The organism is Pseudomonas lini, from assembly GCF_964063345.1.
In the GTDB taxonomy this organism is placed as follows: domain Bacteria; phylum Pseudomonadota; class Gammaproteobacteria; order Pseudomonadales; family Pseudomonadaceae; genus Aquipseudomonas; species Aquipseudomonas lini_B.
The window spans coordinates 3,648,082-3,671,190 of record NZ_OZ061318.1; the positions used below are offsets into that span (position 1 = coordinate 3,648,082).

Sequence of the window (23,109 nt, forward strand, 5' to 3'; positions counted from 1 at the left end):
GTGGGAGCGAGCCTGCTCGCGATTCGATTTTGCGTCGGATAAGAATAATTAAGGACGAGAAATGCAACAGCCAACAAAAGGTTTGAAACGCGGGCTCTCTGCCCGACATATTCGCTTCATGGCGCTGGGGTCGGCGATCGGCACCGGGCTGTTTTACGGTTCTGCCTCGGCCATTCAGATGGCCGGGCCTGCGGTATTGCTCGCTTACCTGATCGGTGGCGCGGCGGTGTTCATGGTCATGCGCGCCCTCGGCGAGATGGCGGTGCACAACCCGGTGGCCGGCTCTTTCGGCCAGTACGCCAGCACCTACCTGGGGCCGATGGCAGGCTTCATCCTCGGTTGGACCTATGCGTTCGAAATGGTCATCGTCGGTATGGCCGACGTCACCGCGTTCGGTATTTACATGGGATTCTGGTTTCCGGAAGTCGCTCGCTGGATTTGGGTACTCGGCATCGTTTCGGTGGTCGGCGGCTTGAACCTGTGCAACGTCAAAGTCTTCGGTGAAATGGAATTTTGGCTGTCGCTGCTCAAGGTCGCGGCCATCGTTGCGATGATCCTGGGTGGCTTCGGCATCATGCTGTTCGGTATCAGCACCGCGCCCGGCGCCCAGGTGACCGACATCAGCAACCTCTGGAGCCATGGCGGCTTCATGCCCAACGGCGTGGGTGGCCTGATCGCTTCGTTTGCCGTGGTGATGTTTGCGTTTGGCGGCATTGAAATCATCGGCGTAACGGCCGGTGAAGCCAAAGATCCGCAGCGTGTGCTGCCCAAAGCGATCAATGCCGTACCGCTGCGTATTTTGCTGTTCTACGTGCTGACGATGCTGGTGCTGATGTCGATCTTTCCTTGGCAGCAGATTGGCAGCCAAGGCAGCCCGTTCGTGCAGATTTTCGACAACCTGGGAATCAGTTCGGCGGCGACCATCCTCAACATCGTGGTGATCTCGGCGGCGGTGTCGGCCATCAACAGTGACATCTTCGGCGCGGGCCGCATGATGTATGGCCTGGCTCAGCAAGGGCACGCCCCCAAAGGCTTTGCCCGTTTGTCGCGCAATGGCGTGCCATGGCTGACGGTGGTGGTGATGAGCAGTGCGCTGCTGCTGGGCGTGTTGCTGAACTACCTGATTCCGGAAAACGTGTTTCTGTTGATCGCCTCCATCGCAACCTTCGCCACGGTGTGGGTCTGGTTGATGATTCTGTTCACTCAGGTAGCGATGCGTCGTTCCATGAGCGCCGAGCAGGTCGCACAACTGAAGTTCCCTGTGCCGTTCTGGCCTTATGCGCCGATGGCGGCGATTGCTTTCATGCTGTTCATTTTCGGCGTGCTGGGCTATTTCCCGGATACCCAGGCGGCGTTGATCGTCGGCGTGGTCTGGATTGTGTTGTTGGTGCTGGCCTACCTGACGTGGGTCAAACCGGCGGCAGGAAAGATGATGCCGGTGGAGCAGGAACCCTTTTTTTCTCATCGATAACCTAACGGAGGCCACGGATGAAAACTCTCTGGCAACACTGCCACGTCGCAACGATGGCGCGAGGCATCTACTCGATCATCGAGGATGCGGCCATCGTGACGTCAGGTGCGCACATTGAGTGGATTGGTCCGCGCGGCGAACTGCCGTCAGGCGAGTACCCGGCAGTCAATGATCTTAAAGGGGCCTGGGTGACTCCGGGCCTGATCGACTGCCATACCCACACGGTGTTCGGCGGTAACCGCAGTGGTGAATTCGAGCAACGTCTGCAAGGCGTCAGTTATGCGGAAATTGCCGCGGCCGGCGGTGGCATTGCCAGCACCGTGCGCGCCACTCGCTTAGCCTCCGAAGACGAGCTGTTCTTCAGCGCCGCCAAGCGCCTGAAGAGCCTGATGCGCGACGGCGTGACCACGGTCGAGATGAAGTCCGGCTACGGCCTGGACCTGGCCAGCGAACGCAAAATCCTGCGGGTGATCCGCCGTCTCGGCGCCGAATTGCCGGTCAGCGTGCGCAGCACCTGCCTGGCCGCCCACGCTCTGCCGCCGGAATACGTTGATCGCGCCGACGACTACATCGATCACATCTGCAGCGAAATGCTCCCGGCCCTGGCCGCCGAAGGGCTGGTGGATGCGGTGGACGCTTTCTGCGAGTACCTGGCATTTTCGCCGGAACAGGTCGAACGGGTTTTCGTCGCTGCGCAGAACCTCGGCTTGCCGGTGAAGCTGCATGCCGAGCAATTGTCGTCGCTGCACGGGTCGAGCCTGGCGGCGCGTTACCACGCGTTGTCCGCCGATCACCTGGAATTCATGACCGAAGACGACGCCATCGCCATGGCCAAGTCCGGCACCGTCGCGGTATTGCTGCCCGGCGCGTTCTACTTCCTGCGGGAAACCCAATTGCCGCCGATGGAAGCCCTGCGCAAACACGGCGTAAAAATCGCCATCGCCAGCGACCTTAACCCGGGCACTTCGCCGGCGCTGTCGTTGCGCTTGATGCTGAACATGGCCTGCACCTGTTTCCGCATGACCCCGGAAGAGGCTCTGGCTGGCGCCACGATTCATGCGGCCACCGCTCTGGGCATGGCTGAGACTCACGGTTCGCTGGAAGCCGGCAAAGTCGCAGACTTCGTCGCCTGGCAGATTGATCGACCGGCCGACCTGTCGTACTGGCTGGGCGGCGAACTGGAAAAACGCGTCGTGCGTCACGGCGTCGAAACAAGCGTTTAGGAGAGCAGTTGTGGATAAGGTTCTGAACTTCAAACAAGGCCGCGTGCCGCTGCTGATCAGCATGCCCCACGCCGGCCTGCGCCTGACCCCAGTGGTCGAAGCGGGATTGATTCCCGACGCGAAAAGCCTGCCGGACACCGACTGGCACATCCCAAGGCTTTACGAGTTCGCCACCGAGCTGGGCGCCAGCACCCTGGCGGCCGAGTACTCGCGGTTTGTCATCGACCTGAACCGACCGTCCGACGACAAGCCTTTGTATGTCGGCGCCACGACCGGTCTGTACCCGGCGACGCTGTTCGACGGTATACCGTTGTTCCGCGAAGGGCTGGAGCCATCGGCTGCAGAGCGGGCGACTTATCTGGAGCAGATCTGGACGCCGTATCACCGCACCTTGCAGGAAGAACTGGCGCGGCTGAAAGCCGAATTCGGCTACGCGCTGCTATTCGATGCGCACTCGATCCGCTCGATCATCCCGCACCTGTTCGACGGCAAGCTGCCGGACTTCAACCTCGGCACCTTCAACGGCGCCAGTTGCGATCCACAATTGGCCAGCCAACTGGAAGCCATCTGCGCACGGCATGGGGATTACAGCCATGTGCTGAACGGTCGCTTCAAGGGCGGGCACATCACCCGGCATTACGGCAACCCGTCCGAGAACATTCATGCCGTGCAACTGGAGTTGGGTCAGTGCACCTACATGGAAGAGTTCGAGCCATTCCGTTATCGCCCGGACCTGGCGGCACCGACGCAAGTGGTGCTGAGGGAATTGCTGCAAGGGTTGTTGGCGTGGGGCGAAAAGCACTACGGCTGACTGATCGCTGACTGATCATTCCCACGCAGAGCGTGGGAGCGATCGACAGTCGCCACCGTGCAAAACACGGTCGCCACAGGGCGCTTTTACCCTCTCGACGCTGCGTAATGTTATGGGCACGGTGCATGAAGACACCGGGCCCATAATAATCTGCTGCCGAGCGAGCCTTCCCGATGAAAAGACTGTTCACCCGCTGTCTCTCAATCCTCTGCGGCACTGCTCTTCTGAGCACCAGCGTTTTCGCCAACGATCCCGCTTCCTGCAAGACCGTGCGCATGGGCGTGGTCAACTGGACTGATGTGATCGCCACCAGTGGCATGGCTGACGTATTGTTCAATGGCCTCGGCTACGAAAGCAAACAAACCAGCGCCGTGCAGCAAATCATCTTCGCCGGCATCCGCGACAAACGCCTCGATATCTTCCTCGGTTACTGGAAACCGGCGATGGACAAAAACATCGCGCCGTTTGTGGCCGTCAATCAGGTGAAGGTCATGGACAAACCGAGCCTCTCGGATGCCCAGGCGACCCTTGCCGTGCCTGACTATGTTGCGGCGGCGGGCCTGAAAACCTTCGCCGACATCGCCAGGTTCAAGGATCAGCTCGGCGGCAAGATCTACGGTATCGAGCCGGGTAGCGGGGCCAACACCACGATCAAAACCATGATCGAGGCCAATCACTTTGGCTTGAAGGATTTCAAACTGATCGAGTCCGGTGAGGCCGGGATGCTCGCCGCCGTGCAACGGGCAGTCAATCGCAAGGAGTTCGTGGTGTTCGTCGGCTGGACCCCGCATCCGATGAACATCAACATGAACATCGCCTACCTGACCGGCAGCGAAGACGTCTATGGGCCGAACGAAGGCGCGGCGACCGTTTCCACCGTGACCGCGCCGGATTATGCCGAGCGTTGCCCGAACGTGAACCGGCTGCTGGAAAACCTGACCTTTACCGCCGCCCAGGAAAGCCAGTTGATGGTGCCGATCATGGAGCGCAAGACGCCGCAGGAGGTCGCCAGGCAATGGTTGCGTGATCATCCCGAAGATCTTCGGCGCTGGCTGGCGGGTGTCAGTAGTTTCGATGGCAAGGAGGGTGTGGCAACCGTTCAGGCCAGTTTGAAAAACTGACTGGTCGAGCGGGATCGCTGTGGCGAGGGGGGGCGCAGAACCTGTGGGAGCGTGGCTTGCCCGCGAAGAACGATGACGCGTAATACCTGAAAAACCGCGGTGCATTCTTCGCGGGCAAGCCACGCTCCCACAAGATTTGCGTCGTTCAAATTTTTTGACTTCCTCTATTTGACTGGCTGCAGGCTCATGGCTCCTTATCCACTCTCCGAACACATGGCGGCTTTCGTCGAGAAAACCCTCAGCTTCAACAGCACCGACAGCAGCCTTACCGGTTTGCGTCAGGCCTACAGCGAAATGTGCCGGGCGTTTACCCCGCCACGTCCTGCGGAGCTTGAGGTGGTCGACTTCCAACTGGCAGGCGTGGCGGTGCGTTCCTGGCAACCGCCGGTCACGCCGCCGACCAACGGTTGGCCGTGCATCGTGTACCTGCACGGCGGCGGTTGGGTGGTGGGGGATCTGGATTCCCACGCCTTCATCTGCGCCGAACTGGCGTCGGTGCTCGGGGTGCTGGTGATCGCCGTCGATTATCGATTGGCGCCGGAGCATCCGTTTCCGGCGGCGTTCGATGACTGCCTGAGTGTATGGCGCGCGTTACGGACGGGACCGTTTCAGCTCGACCCTGCGCGGACACTGGTGGCAGGCGACAGCGCTGGCGGCAACCTCGCCGCTGCGTTGTGCCTCGCGTTGCGCGATGCCGGCGAGCCAATGCCATGTGCGCAAGTTCTGATCTATCCGGGACTGGGTGGCGACCACCGATTGCCGTCGCGCAGCGAATGCGCCGATGCGCCATTGCTCAGCAGCAGCGATCTGGATTGTTATCACGCGTTGTATTTAGGCGGTACCCGACAACCGGGTGCCTATGCGATGCCCTTGCTCGCCGACGATCTCAGCGGTCTGCCACCGGCATTGATCGCCGTGGCACAGTTCGACCCGCTGCGCGATGACGGCGTGCTTTACGCCGGGCGACTCAACGCCGCAGGCGTGAGCGCAACGCTTTATTACGGGGAGGGGCTGGTGCACGGCTGTTTGCGGGCACGGAGGCAGGTTGCCGAGGTCGACCGACTCTATGAAACCCTGCTCGGCTATTTGGCTGAGAAGACGGGCTGACAAACGCTGACGCTGCAAGGGGCATGCTCATTGAAGTAATTCGGGTTTATGATGCCGGACGGCAGAATAATAGAAGTCCCCCCAGGGATGACCTCGACCCCTTACGGAGCGCGCAATGCAGACTTTGTACCCGCAGATCAAACCCCACGCCCGGCACGATCTGGCTGTCGATAAAACCCACACGCTGTATGTCGACGAAAGCGGTTCGCCGGAAGGTTTGCCGGTGGTGTTTATTCATGGCGGCCCTGGCGCCGGATGTGATGCCCAGAGCCGCCGGTATTTCGATCCGAACCTGTATCGCATTGTCACCTTCGATCAGCGTGGTTGCGGTCGTTCCACGCCCCACGCCAGCCTGGAAAACAACACCACCTGGGATCTGGTCGCCGACCTCGAGCGGATTCGCAAGCACTTGGGCATCGACAAATGGGTGCTGTTCGGCGGCTCCTGGGGTTCGACCCTGGCCCTGGCCTACGCGCAAACCCATCCGGAGCGCGTGCATGGCTTGATTCTGCGCGGGATCTTTCTCTGCCGTCCCCAGGAAATCGAATGGTTCTACCAGTGTGGCGCCAGCCGTCTGTTTCCTGATTACTGGCAGGACTACATCGCGCCGATCCCGCAGGATGAACGTCACGACTTGCTCTCGGCGTTCCATAAACGCCTGGTGGGCAACGATCAGATCGCTCAGATGCACGCGGCCAAGGCCTGGTCCATGTGGGAAGGCCGCACCGCCACCCTGCGGCCGAATCCGCTGGTGGTCGACCGTTTCTCCGAGCCTCAGCGTGCATTGTCCATCGCCCGTATCGAGTGCCATTACTTCACCAACAATGCTTTCCTCGAGCCGAACCAACTGATTCGTGACATGGCCAAGATCGCGCACCTGCCCGGCGTTATCGTCCATGGTCGTTACGACGTGATCTGTCCGTTGGACAATGCCTGGGAATTGCATCAGGCCTGGCCGAACAGTGAATTGCAGGTGATTCGCGACGCCGGCCATGCGGCGTCCGAATCGGGTATTACCGATGCCTTGGTACGCGCCGCTGATCTGATGGCCCGCCGTATGCTCAACCTGTCGCCTGACGAAGCATGAAGGGTCTGCTGCAGCGCGTGCGTGGCGCGCGAGTCGAGGTTGCGGGGGAGATGGTTGGGGCGATAGATCAGGGGTTGCTGGTGCTGGTGGCGGTCGAGCCCGACGATACCCCGGCCAGTGCCGACAAACTTCTGCATAAACTGCTTAACTATCGAGTATTCAGTGACGCCGAGGGCAAGATGAATCTGTCCTTGGCGGACGTAGGCGGTGGGTTGCTGCTGGTCTCGCAGTTCACCCTGGCCGCCGACACCAAAAACGGGTTGCGCCCCAGTTTTTCGACGGCGGCGCCTCCTGCTTTGGGCGAGGAGTTGTTCGACTATCTATTGGGTAAAGCGAAACAGGTGCATGGCACTGTGGCATCAGGTAGATTCGGCGCGGATATGCAGGTGCATCTGGTCAATGATGGCCCGGTAACCTTCCTGTTACAGACGTAAAAGCGCTTGAAACATCTTTTTAAGTGCATTTCGGCTGAAAACAGAGGCTTTTCCCGATAAATACTTGGTTCCCCCTGATGCGTTGTAACGCGGCCTACTAGATAATCGCGCGCTACGGGGATCGGCGTTCGTTGGTCCGTTTTGACTTAGGTAGAGACTTGTCCGAGGCCTGTTGGGGAATCATTTTGCCCCATAGGAGTCGGAACAATGCTCGCCAACTTGGCAAGAGTCGTTCGCAGGGTCGGTTTTTTTCCACCGCACACCGTGCTGGCACTTTAACTGGCCGTTGGTTTTTTGATCTGTTTTCGGCGAGGGTTGCTCGTGATTGTTAGTCCCTGTAATGCACCAAAATTGTCTGCCAAACGGTTTCGAAGCGCTCTGGTAGCAGGCTCTGCACTGCTCTGCCTGTTCAGCGCCGGCCAACTTTGGGCATTCAATCTGGATGACGTATCGGTCAAGGCAAAAGAGCTGGCCGGGCAAAAATACGAAGCCCCGCGCAGTAACCTGCCGAATGAATTTCGCGAGATGAAATTCGCTGATTATCAAAAAATTCGGTTCCTGACTGAAAAGGCCGAATGGGCGAATCAGAAAACCCCATTCAAGCTGTCGTTCTATCACCAGGGTATGCACTTCGATACGCCGGTGAAAATCAACGAAATCACGGCCAACACCGTCGAAGAGATCAAATACGACCCAAGTCGTTTCGATTTCGGCGACGTGAAGTTCGATCCTAAAGCCACCGAACAGCTGGGTTATGCCGGTTTCCGTGTGCTGTACCCGATCAACAAGGCCGACAAGCAAGACGAAATCATGACCATGCTCGGCGCGAGTTATTTCCGCGTCATCGGCAAGGGGCAGACCTACGGGCTCTCCGCTCGCGGCATGGCTATTGATACCGCGTTGCCGTCCGGCGAAGAGTTCCCGCGCTTCACCGAGTTCTGGATTCAACAGCCGCAGCCGGGCGACAAGCATCTGGTGATCTTCGCCCTGCTGGATTCGCCGCGTGCCACCGGTGCCTATCGCCTGACCCTGCGTCCGGGCAGCGATACGGTCGTCGACGTCAAGGCCAAGATGTTCCTGCGTGACAAGGTCACCAAGCTCGGTGTTGCGCCGCTGACCAGCATGTTCCTGTTCGGCGCCAACCAGCCGTCGAAAGTGCTGAACTACCGTCGCGAACTGCATGATTCCAGCGGTCTGTCGATCCATGCCGGCAACGGTGAATGGATCTGGCGCCCACTGAACAATCCGAAACACCTGGCCGTGAGCAACTTCTCGATCGAGAACCCGCGCGGTTTCGGTTTGCTGCAACGTGGCCGTGACTTCAGTCACTACGAAGACCTCGATGACCGCTACGACAAGCGCCCAAGTGCCTGGATCGAACCGAAAGGCGATTGGGGCAAAGGCTCCGTCGATCTGGTGGAGATTCCTACTGCTGACGAAACCAACGACAATATCGTTGCCTTCTGGAGCCCGGACAAACTGCCTGAGCCTGGCCAGTCGCTGGACGTTGCCTACCGCTTGCACTGGACCCTCGATGAAGCCTCCCTGCATTCGCCGGACAGCGCCTGGGTTCAACAGACCCTGCGTTCCACGGGTGATGTGAAGCAGTCGAACCTGATTCGTCAGCCGGACGGCAGCGTGGCCTATCTGGTGGATTTCGAAGGCCCCTCCCTGCAGGCCTTGCCGGAAGATGCCGAAGTGCGCAGCCAGGTGAGCGTTGGCGACAACGCAGAGCTGGTCGAGAACAGCGTCCGTTACAACCCTGAAACCAAGGGCTGGCGCCTGACTTTGCGGATGAAAATCAAGGATCCGGGCAAAGCCACCGAAATGCGGGCTGCACTGGTGAAGAACATCACGCCTGCCGAAGCGATCAAGACCGCGGCGCCAGCGTCCAGTTCTTCCGTTGCCAAGGCCGACAAGATCGCCGCCCGGCAGCAAGAGAAGAAGGACAAGGAAGCCAAGCAGGCTGAAGCACAAGCCCAGCAAGTCAAGGACACCAAGGACAAGGACAACAAAGACGCCAAGCAGCCTGTTGCTGCCGAAGCGGCCCCAGCCACAACGGAATCGGCACCGACTGAACAAGTCCTGACCGAGACCTGGAGCTATCAGTTGCCCGCCGATGAGTAATTCACAAGTACAGCCACAAACGCTTGCCGAGTATCTGGCGCATTTGCCGATGAGTGACGAGCAGCGCGCGGAACTCGCGGGCTGCAAGTCGTTCAGTGAACTGCACGAACGTCTGTCGTCCTCGACGTTCGACGCGCCGACCGAGGCTGCTCAAGCCTCGGTCGGCCGGCGCCTGACCCTGAACTCCGCCGAAGAACTGGCGGACGCGGAAATGCTGGTGCTCGACGCCAGTGGTCGGGTTTGCCTCAAGGCAACCCCGCCGATCCGTCGGACCAAAGTCGTGCCCGAGCCGTGGCGCACCAATATTCTGGTGCGTGGCTGGCGTCGGCTGACCGGTCGCACCAATCCGCCGGCCCCGCCGAAGGATGAGAACGTGCTGCCAGCGGCTCGCTGGCGCACCGTCGGTTCGATCCGCCGCTACATTCTGCTGGTGCTGATGCTCGGTCAGACGATCGTCGCCGGCTGGTACATGAAAGGCATCATGCCGTACCAGGGCTGGTCGTTCGTCGATCTCGAAGAAGTCCTGCATCAACCGCTGACCCAAACCGCCACGCAAGTGCTGCCATATGCCTTGCAAACCAGCATTCTGATTATGTTCGGGATTCTGTTTTGCTGGGTCTCGGCGGGCTTCTGGACCGCGCTGATGGGCTTCCTCGAGTTGATCACCGGCCGTGACAAGTACCGCATTTCCGGCGCCAGCGCCGGCAACGAGCCGATCGCCAAGGACGCACGCACCGCACTGGTGATGCCGATCTGCAACGAAGACGTGCCGCGGGTGTTCGCCGGTTTGCGGGCGACCTTCGAATCGGTTGCGGCCTCGGGTAACCTGGATCGCTTCGACTTTTTCGTGCTCAGCGACAGTAACGACGCCGACATCTGCGTTGCCGAGCAGCAGGCCTGGCTGGACGTCTGCCGTGAAGGCAAAGGCTTCGGCAAGATCTTCTATCGTCGTCGCCGCCGCCGCGTAAAACGTAAAAGCGGCAACCTCGACGACTTCTGCCGTCGTTGGGGCGGTGACTACAAGTACATGGTCGTGCTCGACGCCGACAGCGTGATGAGCGGCGAATGCCTGAGCAGTCTGGTGCGGCTGATGGAAGCCACGCCGGACGCCGGGATCATCCAGACCGCGCCGCGTGCGTCGGGCATGGACACCCTTTATGCGCGTATGCAGCAGTTCGCCACGCGTGTGTACGGTCCGCTGTTCACTGCCGGTCTGCACTTCTGGCAGTTGGGCGAATCCCACTACTGGGGTCACAACGCGATTATCCGCATGAAGCCGTTCATCGAGCACTGCGCCCTGGCGCCGTTGCCCGGTAAAGGCGCGTTTGCCGGTGCGATTCTGTCCCACGACTTCGTCGAAGCTGCGCTGATGCGCCGTGCCGGCTGGGGCGTATGGATTGCCTACGACTTGCCGGGCAGCTACGAAGAACTGCCACCGAACCTGCTGGACGAACTCAAGCGTGACCGTCGCTGGTGCCACGGCAACCTGATGAACTTCCGGCTGTTCCTGGTCAAGGGCATGCACCCGGTGCACCGTGCGGTGTTCCTGACCGGCGTGATGTCGTACCTGTCTGCGCCGTTATGGTTCTTGTTCCTGGTGTTGTCGACGGCCTTGCTGGCGGTCAACACGTTGATGGAGCCGCAATACTTCCTGGAACCGCGTCAGCTCTATCCACTGTGGCCGCAATGGCAGCCGGACAAGGCAATTGCGCTGTTCTCGACGACCATCGTGCTGCTGTTCCTGCCGAAATTGCTGAGCATCATCCTGATCTGGGCCAAGGGTGCGAAAGAGTTCGGTGGCAAGTTCAAGGTGACGCTGTCGATGCTGCTGGAGATGTTGTTCTCCATGCTGCTGGCGCCGGTGCGGATGATCTTTCACACCCGTTTCGTACTCGCCGCGTTCCTCGGCTGGGCCGCGACCTGGAACTCGCCGCAACGTGACGACGATTCCACACCATGGAGCGAAGCGGCCAAGCGCCACGGTCCGCAAACCTTGCTGGGCTTCTTCTGGGCGTTGTTGGTGATCTGGCTGAACCCGAGCTTCCTTTGGTGGCTGGTGCCGATTGTCGGTTCGCTGATGCTGTCGATCCCGGTATCGGTGATCTCCAGCCGTGTCGGCCTGGGCCTCAAGTCCCGTGACGAAAGCCTGTTCCTGATCCCTGAGGAATACAATCCGCCACAGGCGTTGCTGGCAACCGACCAGTACACCCACGAAAACCGTTGGCATGCGCTGAACGACGGCTTCGTCCGGGCAGTGGTCGATCCGCAACAGAACGCCTTGGCGTGCGCGCTGGCGACATCCCGTCACCGTCAGGCCGAGCCGATCGAATGGCTGCGTATCGAGCGGGTTCGCCATGCGATGAAGGTCGGTCCTGCCGGGCTGACCAACAACGAGCGAGTGGCCCTGCTGAGTGATCCGGTGGCACTGGGTCGCTTGCATGAGCAGGTCTGGAACGAAGGCCACGCCGAGTGGCTGCAAGCCTGGCGCACATCGGTGGATGCCGATCCCCATGCGCCGCTGTTGCCGCTCAAGCCTGTGAGCGTGCAGCCTCAGTTGGCCTAATGAAAAACCCCGCGAAAGCGGGGTTTTTTTTGCGCTGATGATCTGACTGAGCACAACTTTGTGTTCGGCGCGGATCCTGTGGGAGCGGGCTTGCCCGCGATTGCATCACTCCGGTTTCAAGCGAACCGGGATGCCCGCATCACCTCAAACCTTGAACCGCCCCACCAGCCTCTGCAAATGGGCCCCCAACCGCGCCAGCTCAACGCTGGACGCCGCGGTCTCTTCACTGGCGGCCGAGGTCTGCTCGGACACATCACGCACGCTCAGCACGCTGCGGTTGATCTCTTCAGCCACCGCGCTCTGTTGCTCGGCAGCGGCGGCGATCTGCTGGTTCATCGACTGGATTGCCGACACGGTGCGGGTAATGCTTTCCAGCGAGCTACCGGCGCGTCGGGTCAGTTCGACGCTGCTGTCTGTCAGGCTGCGGCTGTTGTCCATGATGGTCGCGACTTGCTGAGTGCCGGTTTGCAGGCCGACGATCAGCTCTTCGATTTCTTCGGTGGACTTCTGGGTGCGCTGGGCCAAGCTGCGGACCTCGTCGGCGACCACCGCAAAACCGCGCCCGGCTTCACCGGCGCGGGCGGCTTCGATGGCGGCGTTGAGCGCCAGCAGGTTGGTTTGCTGGGCCACGGACTTGATCACGTCGAGCACGCTGCCGATCTTGTCGCTTTCGCGCTTCAGATCGCCCATGGCGGCAGTGGAGTTACCGACTTCGGTAGCCAGGCGCTCGATCTGGGCGATGGCTTCGCCGACTACCCGGTCACCCTCGCGGGCTTGTTGGTCGGCGGCGACGGCGGCTTCGGACGCTTCCTCGGCGTTGCGCGCGACTTCCTGCACAGTGGCGGTCATTTCGTGCATGGCGGTGGCCACCTGATCGGTCTCGACCTTCTGGCTGTTGACTCCGGCGCTGGTCTGTTCGGTGACGGCGGACAGCTCTTCAGCGGCGCTGGCGATTTGGGTCACGCCATCGCTGATGCCACCGATCAGTTCCCGCAGGCCCAGGGTCATACTCTGCATGGCGCGCTGTAGCTGGCCCAGTTCGTCCTGACGTTCGGAAATGAGATTGTGGGTCAGGTCGCCCGCGGCGACACGCTCGGCCACTTTGAGGGTCTGGCTCAGAGGAATGACGATCTGGCGGGTGATGGCCCAGGCCGCGAACAAACCAAAGGCCGACGCCAGGACAGTAGCCAACAGCAGCATGTTCTTGGCGTGCGCTGTGTCGGTGTCACGTACGACAGTTTGCGAGGCGGTGAGCTTTTTGCTGGTGTCGAGCAGAATGTCGCCTTGTGCGATCATGCGTTTAATAGCAGCACCGCTGGCGACTTGAGCGTCGCGAAACTGGCTGACGGCCCCGCGATAAGCTTTGAGCGAGTCGGTCGCCTGTTGCAGGTTGGCAATGTGTTGTTCCGGCAGTTGAGATGGCAGGCTTTCGAGGTTCTTCAGAGCATTGCCGATGGCGTCCAGCGCCGGCTGCTCGGCCTCGGGCTTGCCGCTGTAGGTGTAGCCGCGCACTTGAAAGCGCGCTTGTTGGATCAGCTTGCTCAGGTCGATCACGCTGTTGAACTGAGCGACGCTGTCGCCTTGCAACAGGGATTTTTCGACTTCGGCGACCCGGGCCACGGCGTTATCGGCGGTAGCGCCCAGTTTGCTGCGGGCGTCTTCGCGGGTAGCGGTGGCTTGAGTCAGGTCGGCGACGGTGCGTTTGTACTCGCTGACGGCGGCCAGTTGCTGGTCGATCATTGCTAGATCGCCAGGCTGTTCGATCAGTGTGCGTGCGGTTTTAAGGCCGCTATCGAGTTGGCCGAGCAGATCATTGATGGCGCCCGAGCCTTGTTCGCCACGGCGCATTTCGTAATCCAGACGGGCCAGGCGCAGGTCTTTGGTCAGCTCCTTGAGGCTGGAAATAAACCCAAGCGTATCGCCACGGCTGATCACACCGCTCAGACCGGTCCAGCCGGTGAAGGTGATCAACAAGGTCAGAAGCAGCACCAGACCGAAGCCGATACCCAGTTTGCGATTGACGCTTACGTTTCCCAGTTTTTCGGCTAGCCAACGGTACATGCTGCAACTCCCCTAGGGCCTAATCGGTTTTATGGGAACTGTATCGGCCGGCTGGCAGGAATCTGTAGGCGAGTAAGCACTTGTGGCGAGGGAGCTTGCTCCCGCTTGGGCGCGAAGCGGCCACCGCTTTTTTCCAGCAAGACTGCATTCACCGGTTTTACGACTGCTTCGCAGCCGAGCGGGAGCAAGCTCCCTCGCCACAGGATAAGTGTCTGGGGTTAGAAGAGGCGTGCCAGCAGCGCAGTGACGGCTGTTTCAACCCGCAGAATGCGCTCGCCAAGTTGCACCGGTTGCAAGCCGGCCTTGGCCAGCAAGTCGATTTCGTAGGGAATCCAGCCGCCTTCGGGGCCGATGGCCAGGGTCACGGGTTCGTTCAGGCCACGAGGGCAGGGCGGGTAGTTGCCGGGATGGCCGACCAGGCCTAAGGTGCCTTCGGTAATGGCCGGCAGACGGTCTTCGACAAAGGGCTTGAAGCGCTTCTCGATGACGATCTCTGGCAGCACGCTGTCGCGGGCCTGTTCAAGACCCAGGATCAATTGCTCGCGAATCGCCTCGGGTTCCAGGAACGGGGTTTGCCAGAAGCTCTTCTCGACGCGATAGCTGTTCACCAGCACGATGCGCGGCACACCCATGGCGGCCACGGTCTGAAACACCCGGCGGAGCATTTTCGGTCGCGGCAGGGCCAGCACCAAAGTCAGTGGCAGCTTGGCCGGTGGCGGCTGATCGAGGGTGACGCGCAACTCGGCCTCATCGGCGTCCAGGCGCAGCACCTCGGCTGTGCCCATCAGTCCGCCAATACGCCCGACGCGCATGCTGTCGCCGACCACCGAGCGATGGACTTCCTGCATGTGAGTCAACCGCCGATCGCGCAAGATCACCCGGTCGGCCGCAATGAAGTCGGCCTCTTCGAGGAGCAGCAGGTTCACGCTTGAGTCGCTGGCGGCTGGTCGTTGTGATCGTCAGCCGGCTGATCGTCCGGATGTTCGCCGCGCTTGCTGATCAGGCTACCGAACAGGATGCCGATCTCGAACAGCAACCACATCGGAACGGCCAACAGCGTCTGCGAGAAGATGTCCGGCGGCGTCAGGATCATGCCGACCACGAAGCAGCCGATGATCACATACGGGCGGATTTTTTTCAGGTAGGCAACGTTGACTACGCCGATCCACACCAGCAGCACCACGGCCACCGGAATCTCGAACGCCACGCCGAAGGCGAAGAACAGCGTCATGACGAAATCGAGGTAGCTGCTGATGTCGGTCATCATCTCCACGCCGGCCGGGGTGGCGGCGGCGAAGAACTTGAAGATCAGCGGGAACACCAGGTAATAGGCGAACGCCATGCCGGTGTAGAACAGCAGAATGCTGGAGACCAGCAGCGGCACCGCGATGCGCTTCTCATGCTTGTAGAGGCCTGGCGCGATAAAGCCCCAGATCTGATGCAGGATCACCGGGATCGACAGGAACAGCGAAACCATCATGGTCAGCTTCAGCGGCGTCAGGAACGGCGACGACACGTCGGTGGCGATCATCGTCGCGCCGGCTGGCAAGTACTGGCGCAGCGGCGTGGAGACGAAGGTGTAGATTTGCTGGGTGAAGGCGAACAGCCCGGCAAAAATGATGAACACCGCCGCCACGCAACGCAGCAGGCGCGTGCGCAACTCGGTGAGGTGCGAAACCAGCGGCATGTGCTGGTCGTTTTCGGGGAGATCGCTCATGAGACTCGCGGCGGAAAAGTGGTGTCGTGAGGCGCCGGTGTTGTCGGCGCGGCGGCAGGAGCAACAGGTTCTACGGACGCGACCACCGGCGCCGGTTCAACAGCTTTCACCGTTTCCGTCGGTGCAGCGGCAGGTGCAGTTTCTGCAATCGGAGCATGAATCGTTTGCTCCGACAGAGGCTCAACCGGCTGAACCGGCGTAGCCTCCTGCTGAGTCGGCGTGAAGATCTTCCGCGCCTCCTGCTCCAGCGACAGAATGTGCTCGTTGTGCAGTTGCCGGCGAATCTCGTCGGCACCGATTTCACGTTCAACTTCCTGTTTGATCGCGTTGAAGCTGCGCTTCAGCCGCCCGACCCACAGGCCGGCGGTGCGCGCAGCGCCCGGCAGACGCTCGGGGCCCAGCACCAGCAGGGCGACGAGGCCGACGAGCAGCAGTTCAGAGAAGCTGATACCAAACATTAGTCAGTGCTCACGAGTCTTTGCGGATCGGCTCTTCGACTTTTTGCGCCTGCACGTCGATGGTGTGCGGCGGGTTCACGGACTGTGTGGCCTGTGGCTGAACAGGTGGAACCGGTTGAGCCGGGGTCGCTGTCGTGTCGGCCGGTTTCTCGTCGTCGTTCATGGCTTTACGAAAGCCCTTGATCGACTCGCCGACATCAGTACCGAGGTTTTTCAGTTTCTTGGTGCCGAACACCAGCACGACGACAACCAGGATGACGATCCAGTGTTTCCAGTCAAAAATGCCCATGTTGCGTTCCTCTGTAATAGATGTTCAGGCGGACGGGCGAGAGGCTTTCTCGGTATGTCCGGACAGACCGAAGCGACGGTCCAGTTCATCGAGCACAGCCTGTGGATGCTGCCCCAACTGGGCGAGCATGACCATGCTGTGGAACCACAAATCGGCGGTCTCGTAAATCACATCGCTGCAGTCACCGCTGATGGCGGCATCCTTGGCAGCAATGATGGTTTCGACCGACTCTTCGCCGACTTTTTCCAGAATCTTGTTCAAGCCCTTGTGGTACAGGCTGGCGACATACGAGCTGTCGGCGGCGGCGCCTTTGCGCTCTTCGAGTACCTGGGCCAGACGGGTCAGGGTGTCACTCATGTGTGTGTCCTGCGGAGTAGATAGCGTGCGGGTCTTTGAGCACCGGGTCGACGGTTTTCCAGTCGCCGTTCTCGAAGACGCGGTAGAAGCAGCTCTGACGGCCGGTATGGCAGGCGATGTCGCCGATTTGCTCAACCATCAGGATGATCACGTCAGCGTCACAGTCCAGGCGCATCTCATGCAGGGTTTGCACGTGGCCAGACTCTTCGCCCTTGCGCCACAGCTTGCCACGGGAACGTGACCAGTAAATGGCACGGTTCTCGGCAGCGGTCAGTTCCAGCGCTTCGCGGTTCATCCAGGCCATCATCAGGACGCGTCCGGTCTTGTGATCCTGGGCAATCGCCGGCACGAGGCCATCGGCGTCCCACTTGATCTCGTCCAGCCAGTTTTTCATCTTCGACTCCGACAGCGGGCTCTACTTCAATAGCTGAGGCCAATGTTCAATTCAGCGTTCAAACAGTGTGCCAGCCGAACACCCAACTGGCTATCGGCGAACGACCAGATACAAACCGACCGCCACCATGATTCCGGCGGGCCAATGCCCCAAATCGTTCAACGGGCCACCGGCGGCGAGTATCGTGCCACCGGCCAAGTGAGCGGTGCCGAGCAGGCGCAGGAACCAGTCGTCCTTGCGCTTGTGCCAAGGGGGCGGCGGGTCGTTGGCGTGGGGCTGGGACATACGCTCGAGCAGGTCGCGAGCCATGTTGGCCAAATGCGGGATCTGTTCGAACTGGCTCTGCACGTTGCCTAACAAGGCTTTGGGGCTGACGCGCTCGCGCATCCAGCGTTCGAGGAACGGCTGGGCGGTGTTCCACAGGTCAAGGTCCGGGTACAGCTGACGGCCCAGGCCTTCGATATTCAACAGGGTTTTTTGCAGCAAGACCAACTGCGGCTGCACTTCCATGTTGAAGCGTCGAGCAGTCTGGAACAGGCGCATCAGCACCTGGCCGAAGGAGATATCTTTTAACGGTTTTTCGAAGATCGGCTCGCACACCGTGCGGATTGCCGCTTCGAATTCGTTGAGTTTGGTTTCCGCCGGCACCCAGCCCGAATCGATGTGCAACTGCGCGACACGGCGGTAATCACGCTTGAAGAACGCGAACAGGTTGCGCGCCAGATAGTCCTGGTCTTCCGGGGTCAGGCTGCCGACGATGCCGCAGTCGATGGCAATGTACTGCGGGCTCCACGGTTGCACAGTGCTGACAAAGATGTTGCCGGGGTGCATGTCGGCGTGGAAGAAGCTGTCGCGGAACACCTGGGTGAAAAAAATCTCCACGCCGCGTTCGGCGAGCATTTTCATATCGGTGCGCTGGTCGGCCAGAGTCGCGAGGTCGGTGACCTGAATCCCGTAGATGCGTTCCATCACCAGCACTTTCGGCCTGCACCAGTCCCAATAAACTTGGGGCACATAGAGCAGTGGCGAGCCCTCGAAATTGCGCTTCAACTGGCTGGCGTTAGCCGCCTCGCGCAGTAGGTCGAGTTCGTCGTAGATGGTTTTTTCGTAGTCGCTGACCACGTCCACCGGGTGCAGCAGGCGAGCGTCGGCCGAGAGCTTTTCCGCCGCGCGGGCGAGGATGAACAGCCATGCCAGATCCTGGGCAATGATCGGTTTCAGGCCCGGGCGGATCACCTTGACCACCACTTCTTCACCGGTTTTCAGCTGCGCGGCATGCACTTGCGCCACCGAAGCCGAGGCCAGCGGTTCGACGTCGAAACGGCTGAAGACTTCACTGATCTTTTTGCCGAGCTGCTCTTCGATCAGCCGGATCGACACTTGCGAGTCGAACGGCGGCACGCGGTCCTGCAGCTTCATCAGTTCATCGGCGATGTCTTCGGGCAGCAGGTCGCGGCGCGTCGAAAGAATCTGACCGAACTTGATGAAAATCGGCCCCAGGTCCTGCAACGCCAGGCGTAGTCGCGCGCCACGGCTCAGGTCCAGCGTCTTGCGCGGGAACCAGCGCCACGGCAAGGCGTAGCGCAGTGCCAACAGAAACCAGGGCAGTGGCAGGGCGAACAGCAAGTCATCAAGGCGGTAGCGAATCACAACGCGCTGGATGCGCAACAAACGGCGGACGGCAAGCAGCTTCATGCGTTATCGCTTGGGTCGAGGGATCGGGAAAGGCGCTCAAAACGCGCCTCGAGACGTTCCAGATCGAGCTTGATCTGGTCCAGTTCATTAAAACGGGCGTCAGCTTCACGCTGACCGACGAGGGCGCGCGATTCTTCGGCCAGGTATTCGCCCAGGTTCTGGTTCAGGCTGGCGAACCCTTGCTGATACCAGCGTGCGCGACTGCGCAGGTGACCGCCGACCAGTTGCGTGGCCACAGGTCCCAGCCAGCGTGAGAGTTCGTACTCCCAGTCCAGTTCGAGGTCCTGAAGGATTGCCGCCAGTTCCAGCAGCACGCCACTGTCGCCATCGAGTTCGACTTCAGGGCTATGCAGGACCGAAGTCTTATCCTTGCTCGTCGCCAGTTTCAGCAGGCTTGAGGCCGGTGCGCGCAAGGTGCAGTCGGCACCGGTTTCCCACTGGGAGGCGAGCATCAGGCCTTCATCGCTGGGCAGGATGAACAGTTGCAGCGCCGGGCTGCGGCAGTCGACGGCAATCACCTTGCCACTCAAATGCGCCAGCCGCGGCAGCGCCGTGCTGTCGAGACGCAGCACCCGGTTCAAACCGAGTTCAACGCTGGCGAGCAGGCCGGCCAGCAACATCAGGGCTTGATGCCGCGGTGCAGGGCGACGATGCCTGCGGTCATGTTGTGATAGGTCACGCGGTCGAAACCGGCCTCGACCATCATCGACTTCAGGGTTTCCTGATTCGGGTGCATGCGGATCGATTCGGCCAGGTAGCGATAGCTTTCCGAATCATTGGTGATCAGCTTGCCCATCAACGGCATGAAGGCGAACGAATAGGCGTCGTAGGCTTTGGACATCAGCGCGTTGGTTGGCTTGGAGAATTCCAGCACCAGCAAACGGCCGCCCGGTTTCAATACGCGCAGCATCGAGCGCAGGGCGTCTTCTTTATGCGTCACGTTGCGCAGGCCGAAGGCGATGGTCACGCAATCGAAATGGTTGTCCGGGAACGGCAGCTTTTCAGCATCGGCCTGGACGAATTCGACGTTGCCGGACACACCCAGATCCAGCAGGCGGTCACGACCGACCTTGAGCATCGATTCGTTGATGTCGGCCAACACTACCTGACCAGTCGGTCCCACAAGATGCGAGAACTTGCGGGTCAGGTCGCCAGTGCCGCCGGCGATGTCCAGCACGCGGTTACCGGTGCGCACGCCCGACAGTTCGATCGCGAAACGCTTCCACAGACGGTGCATGCCGCCCGACAGAAGGTCGTTCATCAGGTCATACTTGGCGGCTACCGAGTGGAAAACCTCAGCGACTTTTTCCGCTTTCTGGCTTTCCGGTACGTTTTTGAAGCCGAAGTGAGTGGTGGGTTCGGCATCGCTGCCTTTGCGCTGATCAGTCATATCGCTGTCACCAAAAGAGAATGCGCGACATTCTAATCCCGGTGGCCTGCTTTGTCTTGGCAAGGCTGAAGGTAAGATAGGCAATCACCGGGACGTTTTGACGCAGCAACGGTCAAGATTTTCAGGAAGTATTCATAAAGCAGGAGTCATTCGATGGCCCATATTAGTGTTGAGCGTGCCCACGGCCTGGGTAAGGAAGCGGCCCGCGAGAAGGCCGACAAGTTGGCGCAGAAACTGTCCGAACAATATGGCCTGGAACCGCAATGGTCTGGCGATACCCTGAATCTCAGACGCTCGGGCGTAAAAGGGGCGGTATATGTGGGCGAGGACTCGATCAAGGTCGATGTCGAACTGGGCCTGTTGATGTCCGCCATGAGCGGCACCATCAAATCGGAAATCGAAAGGGCGCTCGATAAAGCACTGACCTGATCTGTGAAATGAGAAACCCTGTGGGAGCGGGCTTGCCCGCGAAGAGGCCTGTAAATCCGCAATATCTCTTGCGGCAGGAATATCGTCTTCGCGGGCAAGCCCGCTCCCACAGGTTCGGTGGCATAGCCACTTGTTTATGTCACTTGTTAGGGTGCCGTTTCTAATTATTCTCACTACTTTGTGCCTGAGCCCGACTCTTTGCGGGCAGTTCCTCGACCCTTCTGCGCGTGAGGTGCACCATGGCCAAAGTTATTTTGAAGAAAAAAGTCGACGTTGAAACTAACGCCCTGGGCGACGTCAAATCGTATGCCCGCAAGATCTGGCTCGCTGGTCTGGGTGCTTACACCAAGGTCGGCCAAGAGGGTAGCGAGTACGTTCAAGAGCTGATCAAGGCTGGTCAAGCTGTTGAAAAGAAAGGCAAAAAAGTAGTCACTGAAAAACTTGAAGCGGCTAATGCCGAGATCGATGAAGCCAAGAGTGAAGTGAGCACTTTCAAAGGCAAAGTCGAACTTCAACTCGACAAAGTCGAAAGGGCTTTCGATACACGTATCGCAAGTGCCTTGAATCGTATCGGCATTCCGTCTAAACATGACGTTGAGACACTCTCTGCTAAGCTCGATGAGCTGACGGCATTGCTCGAACGTGTCGCGCGTAAATCTTAAGGAGAACGGGATGGCTGGTAAAAAGAATACTGAAAAAGAAGGCAGCTCGTGGATCGGGAAGGTCGAAGACTACTCCCGCAAGATCTGGCTGGCTGGTTTAGGCGTGTACTCGAAGATTGACACTGACGGCAGTAAGCTCTTCGATACATTGGTCAAGGACGGCGAGAAAGCCGAGAAGCTCACCAAGAGCGCTGTCGGCAAAAAAGTCGATGCTGCCAAGGACTCCGCTTCGTCGGCCAAGTCGCGCATCAGCGGCGTGAAAGATCGCGCACTGGGCAAATGGGATGAGCTGGAAGGGGCTTTCGACAAACGTCTGAACAGCGCCATTTCGCGCCTCGGTGTACCGAGCCGCAATGAGGTCAAGGCACTGCACAGCAAGGTCGATACCCTGACCAAGCAAATCGAAAAACTCACCGGTGCCAAGGTTGCGCCTGTTGCGGCGAAAACCGCGGCAGCCAAACCTGCGGCCAAAAGCGTAGCCAAACCATTGGCCAAGGCTGCCGCTAAACCGGCAACCAAAACTGCCGCGGCGAAACCTGCAGCCAAAGCGGCCGCAAAACCTGCCGCAAAACCGGCGGCCAAACCTGCCGCAAAACCGGCGGCCAAACCTGCAGCTAAAACCGCAGCAGCGAAAAAGCCAGCAGTGAAAAAACCAGCGGCTAAACCGGCAGCTCCGAAAGCGGCCGCTCCGAAACCAGCAGTGGCTGCCGCCAAACCGGCAACCCCGGTAAGCACGGCGAACTCCGCCGCTGCGCCGACCCCTGCTGTAACCCAGACTGCCGCGCCGGCTCCGTCGACGCCAACCAGTCAGTCCTGATGATCGTTCCCACGCTCCGCGTGGGAATGCCTCACCGGACGCTCCGCGTCCATTGCGGCAGTGACGCAGAGCGTCACCGGCTGCATTCCCACGCGGAGCATGGGAACGATCACGCCCGGCCTGTGAAGGTCGGGCGTTTTTGTTTGTGCATGCATTCTAAAGAGCGATAGATCCAATGTGGGAGCGGGCTTGCTCGCGAAAGCGGTTCATCATTCAACATTGATGTCGACTGATACAGCGCTTTCGCGAGCAAGCCCGCTCCCACAGGGTTAGTCGTGCTCTTCAAGGTACTGCAACGCCAACCGCTCGGTCGCAATCTTGATCGGCGGCAGCAAATGCGGCGCCACCAGCATCATGATCTGATACACCACCAGTCTCACTTCACCTTCACGGTCGAGAATCCGCTGATAGTCCAGCGAGAACAGCAACGTCATGGTGATTTGTTCTACCAACTGGCCCAGCGCCTGGGTATCACTGACCAACTGACCTTGAGCTTTCAACTGTGCCAGCAATGACGCCAGTGTTCGCTTCAACGCATTGAGCAGGTTGCGTATCCCCTTGGCCAGTTTCGGCAGGCGGCCGGCAAGGTTCGACAGGTCCTGGAACAGAAACCGGTAATGGGACAGGCGTTCGATGATCAGGTGCAGGAACAGCCAATAGTCTTCGGGCGCCAATTCCACATCGGACGGTGGATCGAGCAAGGGCGTCAATTCGGCCTGGAAGCGCTCGAACAGCCCGAGGATCAGCGGTTCCTTGCCGTGGAAGTGGTAGTAAAGGTTGCCCGGGCTGATGCCCATTTCGTTGGCCACTTCCATGGTGGACACATTCGGTTCGCCCTTCTGATTGAACAACTGCAGGGCACATTCGAGAATCCGGTCGCGGGTTTTCATCCAGTC

At 59.9% G+C, this 23,109-nt stretch carries 23 protein-coding genes; 12 read left to right on the top strand and 11 right to left on the bottom strand.

Translation table 11 applies throughout. From position 1 onward, the window contains the following. The first annotated feature begins 61 nt into the window (after nucleotides 1-61). The 9 genes from AB3226_RS16590 (at nucleotide 62) to mdoH (ending at nucleotide 11,944) form a co-directional block, all read left to right on the top strand. Nucleotides 62-1,471, top strand: coding sequence for an amino acid permease (locus tag AB3226_RS16590; RefSeq protein WP_367373833.1), 1,410 nt, complete (start codon nucleotides 62-64; stop codon nucleotides 1,469-1,471). Between the two features lie 17 nt (nucleotides 1,472-1,488). Next, the gene (gene hutI, locus AB3226_RS16595) at nucleotides 1,489-2,694 is read left to right on the top strand and encodes an imidazolonepropionase (protein WP_367373834.1); all 1,206 of its coding nucleotides are present in this window, start codon (nucleotides 1,489-1,491) and stop codon (nucleotides 2,692-2,694) included. A 10-nt stretch (nucleotides 2,695-2,704) separates the two neighbouring features. Next, on the top strand, nucleotides 2,705-3,505 hold the full coding sequence (gene hutG / locus AB3226_RS16600) for an N-formylglutamate deformylase (protein WP_367373835.1): 801 nt from the start codon (nucleotides 2,705-2,707) through the stop codon (nucleotides 3,503-3,505). 173 nt (nucleotides 3,506-3,678) lie between these two features. Then, nucleotides 3,679-4,626, top strand: coding sequence for a choline ABC transporter substrate-binding protein (locus tag AB3226_RS16605; RefSeq protein ID WP_367373836.1), 948 nt, complete (start codon nucleotides 3,679-3,681; stop codon nucleotides 4,624-4,626). A gap of 186 nt (nucleotides 4,627-4,812) precedes the next feature. Further along, the gene (locus tag AB3226_RS16610; RefSeq protein ID WP_367373837.1) at nucleotides 4,813-5,733 is read left to right on the top strand and encodes an alpha/beta hydrolase; all 921 of its coding nucleotides are present in this window, start codon (nucleotides 4,813-4,815) and stop codon (nucleotides 5,731-5,733) included. Nucleotides 5,734-5,848: 115 nt separating this feature from the next. Beyond that, complete coding sequence (gene pip, locus AB3226_RS16615) at nucleotides 5,849-6,820, top strand: prolyl aminopeptidase (protein WP_048396065.1); 972 nt, start codon at nucleotides 5,849-5,851, stop codon at nucleotides 6,818-6,820. Continuing rightward, nucleotides 6,817-7,254 carry a D-aminoacyl-tRNA deacylase gene (dtd, locus tag AB3226_RS16620; RefSeq protein WP_367373838.1) on the top strand — a complete coding sequence of 146 codons (438 nt, stop codon included), beginning with the start codon at nucleotides 6,817-6,819 and terminating at the stop codon, nucleotides 7,252-7,254. Before pip ends, dtd begins: the two co-directional genes overlap by 4 nt. Nucleotides 7,255-7,575: 321 nt before the next feature. Continuing rightward, nucleotides 7,576-9,381 (top strand): glucan biosynthesis protein G, encoded by a 1,806-nt coding sequence (locus AB3226_RS16625; protein WP_367373839.1) that lies wholly within the window; start codon nucleotides 7,576-7,578, stop codon nucleotides 9,379-9,381. After that, entirely contained in the window at nucleotides 9,374-11,944 is a 2,571-nt protein-coding gene (gene mdoH, locus AB3226_RS16630) for a glucans biosynthesis glucosyltransferase MdoH (RefSeq protein WP_367373840.1), read from the top strand. Before AB3226_RS16625 ends, mdoH begins: the two co-directional genes overlap by 8 nt. A gap of 144 nt (nucleotides 11,945-12,088) precedes the next feature. Here mdoH and AB3226_RS16635 read toward each other — a convergent pair whose 3' ends face one another. The 10 genes from AB3226_RS16635 to ubiE all read right to left on the bottom strand — a co-directional run bounded on the left by AB3226_RS16635 (nucleotide 12,089) and on the right by ubiE (nucleotide 20,305). Further along, nucleotides 12,089-14,005, bottom strand: coding sequence for a methyl-accepting chemotaxis protein (locus AB3226_RS16635; protein WP_367373841.1), 1,917 nt, complete (start codon nucleotides 14,003-14,005; stop codon nucleotides 12,089-12,091). Nucleotides 14,006-14,223: 218 nt separating this feature from the next. Then, nucleotides 14,224-14,931: a 16S rRNA (uracil(1498)-N(3))-methyltransferase gene (locus tag AB3226_RS16640; protein ID WP_367373842.1), complete on the bottom strand. Its 708-nt coding sequence runs from the start codon at nucleotides 14,929-14,931 to the stop codon at nucleotides 14,224-14,226. Further along, nucleotides 14,928-15,722 carry a twin-arginine translocase subunit TatC gene (tatC, locus tag AB3226_RS16645; protein ID WP_367373843.1) on the bottom strand — a complete coding sequence of 265 codons (795 nt, stop codon included), beginning with the start codon at nucleotides 15,720-15,722 and terminating at the stop codon, nucleotides 14,928-14,930. The genes AB3226_RS16640 and tatC overlap by 4 nt, the downstream gene beginning before the upstream one ends. Further along, nucleotides 15,719-16,180: a Sec-independent protein translocase protein TatB gene (tatB, locus tag AB3226_RS16650; protein ID WP_367373844.1), complete on the bottom strand. Its 462-nt coding sequence runs from the start codon at nucleotides 16,178-16,180 to the stop codon at nucleotides 15,719-15,721. The genes tatC and tatB overlap by 4 nt, the downstream gene beginning before the upstream one ends. Before the next feature lie 10 nt (nucleotides 16,181-16,190). Next, the gene (locus AB3226_RS16655) at nucleotides 16,191-16,469 is read right to left on the bottom strand and encodes a twin-arginine translocase TatA/TatE family subunit (protein WP_367373845.1); all 279 of its coding nucleotides are present in this window, start codon (nucleotides 16,467-16,469) and stop codon (nucleotides 16,191-16,193) included. Between the two features lie 24 nt (nucleotides 16,470-16,493). Then, nucleotides 16,494-16,826 (bottom strand): phosphoribosyl-ATP diphosphatase, encoded by a 333-nt coding sequence (locus tag AB3226_RS16660; RefSeq protein ID WP_258619206.1) that lies wholly within the window; start codon nucleotides 16,824-16,826, stop codon nucleotides 16,494-16,496. Beyond that, nucleotides 16,819-17,220: a phosphoribosyl-AMP cyclohydrolase gene (gene hisI, locus AB3226_RS16665; RefSeq protein ID WP_007899278.1), complete on the bottom strand. Its 402-nt coding sequence runs from the start codon at nucleotides 17,218-17,220 to the stop codon at nucleotides 16,819-16,821. The genes AB3226_RS16660 and hisI overlap by 8 nt, the downstream gene beginning before the upstream one ends. Nucleotides 17,221-17,310: 90 nt before the next feature. Next, on the bottom strand, nucleotides 17,311-18,915 hold the full coding sequence (gene ubiB / locus AB3226_RS16670) for a ubiquinone biosynthesis regulatory protein kinase UbiB (RefSeq protein WP_367373846.1): 1,605 nt from the start codon (nucleotides 18,913-18,915) through the stop codon (nucleotides 17,311-17,313). Next, complete coding sequence (locus AB3226_RS16675) at nucleotides 18,912-19,535, bottom strand: SCP2 domain-containing protein (protein WP_367373847.1); 624 nt, start codon at nucleotides 19,533-19,535, stop codon at nucleotides 18,912-18,914. The genes ubiB and AB3226_RS16675 overlap by 4 nt, the downstream gene beginning before the upstream one ends. Next, nucleotides 19,535-20,305, bottom strand: a complete 771-nt coding sequence (gene ubiE / locus AB3226_RS16680) for a bifunctional demethylmenaquinone methyltransferase/2-methoxy-6-polyprenyl-1,4-benzoquinol methylase UbiE (protein ID WP_008005057.1) — start codon at nucleotides 20,303-20,305, stop codon at nucleotides 19,535-19,537. Before ubiE ends, AB3226_RS16675 begins: the two co-directional genes overlap by 1 nt. A gap of 153 nt (nucleotides 20,306-20,458) precedes the next feature. Here ubiE and AB3226_RS16685 point away from each other — a divergent pair, with 153 nt between their 5' ends. The 3 genes from AB3226_RS16685 to AB3226_RS16695 all read left to right on the top strand — a co-directional run bounded on the left by AB3226_RS16685 (nucleotide 20,459) and on the right by AB3226_RS16695 (nucleotide 22,213). Next, complete coding sequence (locus tag AB3226_RS16685) at nucleotides 20,459-20,734, top strand: polyhydroxyalkanoic acid system family protein (protein WP_367373848.1); 276 nt, start codon at nucleotides 20,459-20,461, stop codon at nucleotides 20,732-20,734. Between the two features lie 239 nt (nucleotides 20,735-20,973). Further along, nucleotides 20,974-21,396 carry a phasin family protein gene (locus AB3226_RS16690; RefSeq protein ID WP_007899266.1) on the top strand — a complete coding sequence of 141 codons (423 nt, stop codon included), beginning with the start codon at nucleotides 20,974-20,976 and terminating at the stop codon, nucleotides 21,394-21,396. Nucleotides 21,397-21,406: 10 nt separating this feature from the next. After that, nucleotides 21,407-22,213 carry a phasin family protein gene (locus tag AB3226_RS16695; RefSeq protein ID WP_367373849.1) on the top strand — a complete coding sequence of 269 codons (807 nt, stop codon included), beginning with the start codon at nucleotides 21,407-21,409 and terminating at the stop codon, nucleotides 22,211-22,213. Between the two features lie 269 nt (nucleotides 22,214-22,482). Here AB3226_RS16695 and AB3226_RS16700 read toward each other — a convergent pair whose 3' ends face one another. Next, nucleotides 22,483-23,103: a TetR/AcrR family transcriptional regulator gene (locus AB3226_RS16700; RefSeq protein WP_367373850.1), complete on the bottom strand. Its 621-nt coding sequence runs from the start codon at nucleotides 23,101-23,103 to the stop codon at nucleotides 22,483-22,485. Nucleotides 23,104-23,109: the final 6 nt, after the last annotated feature.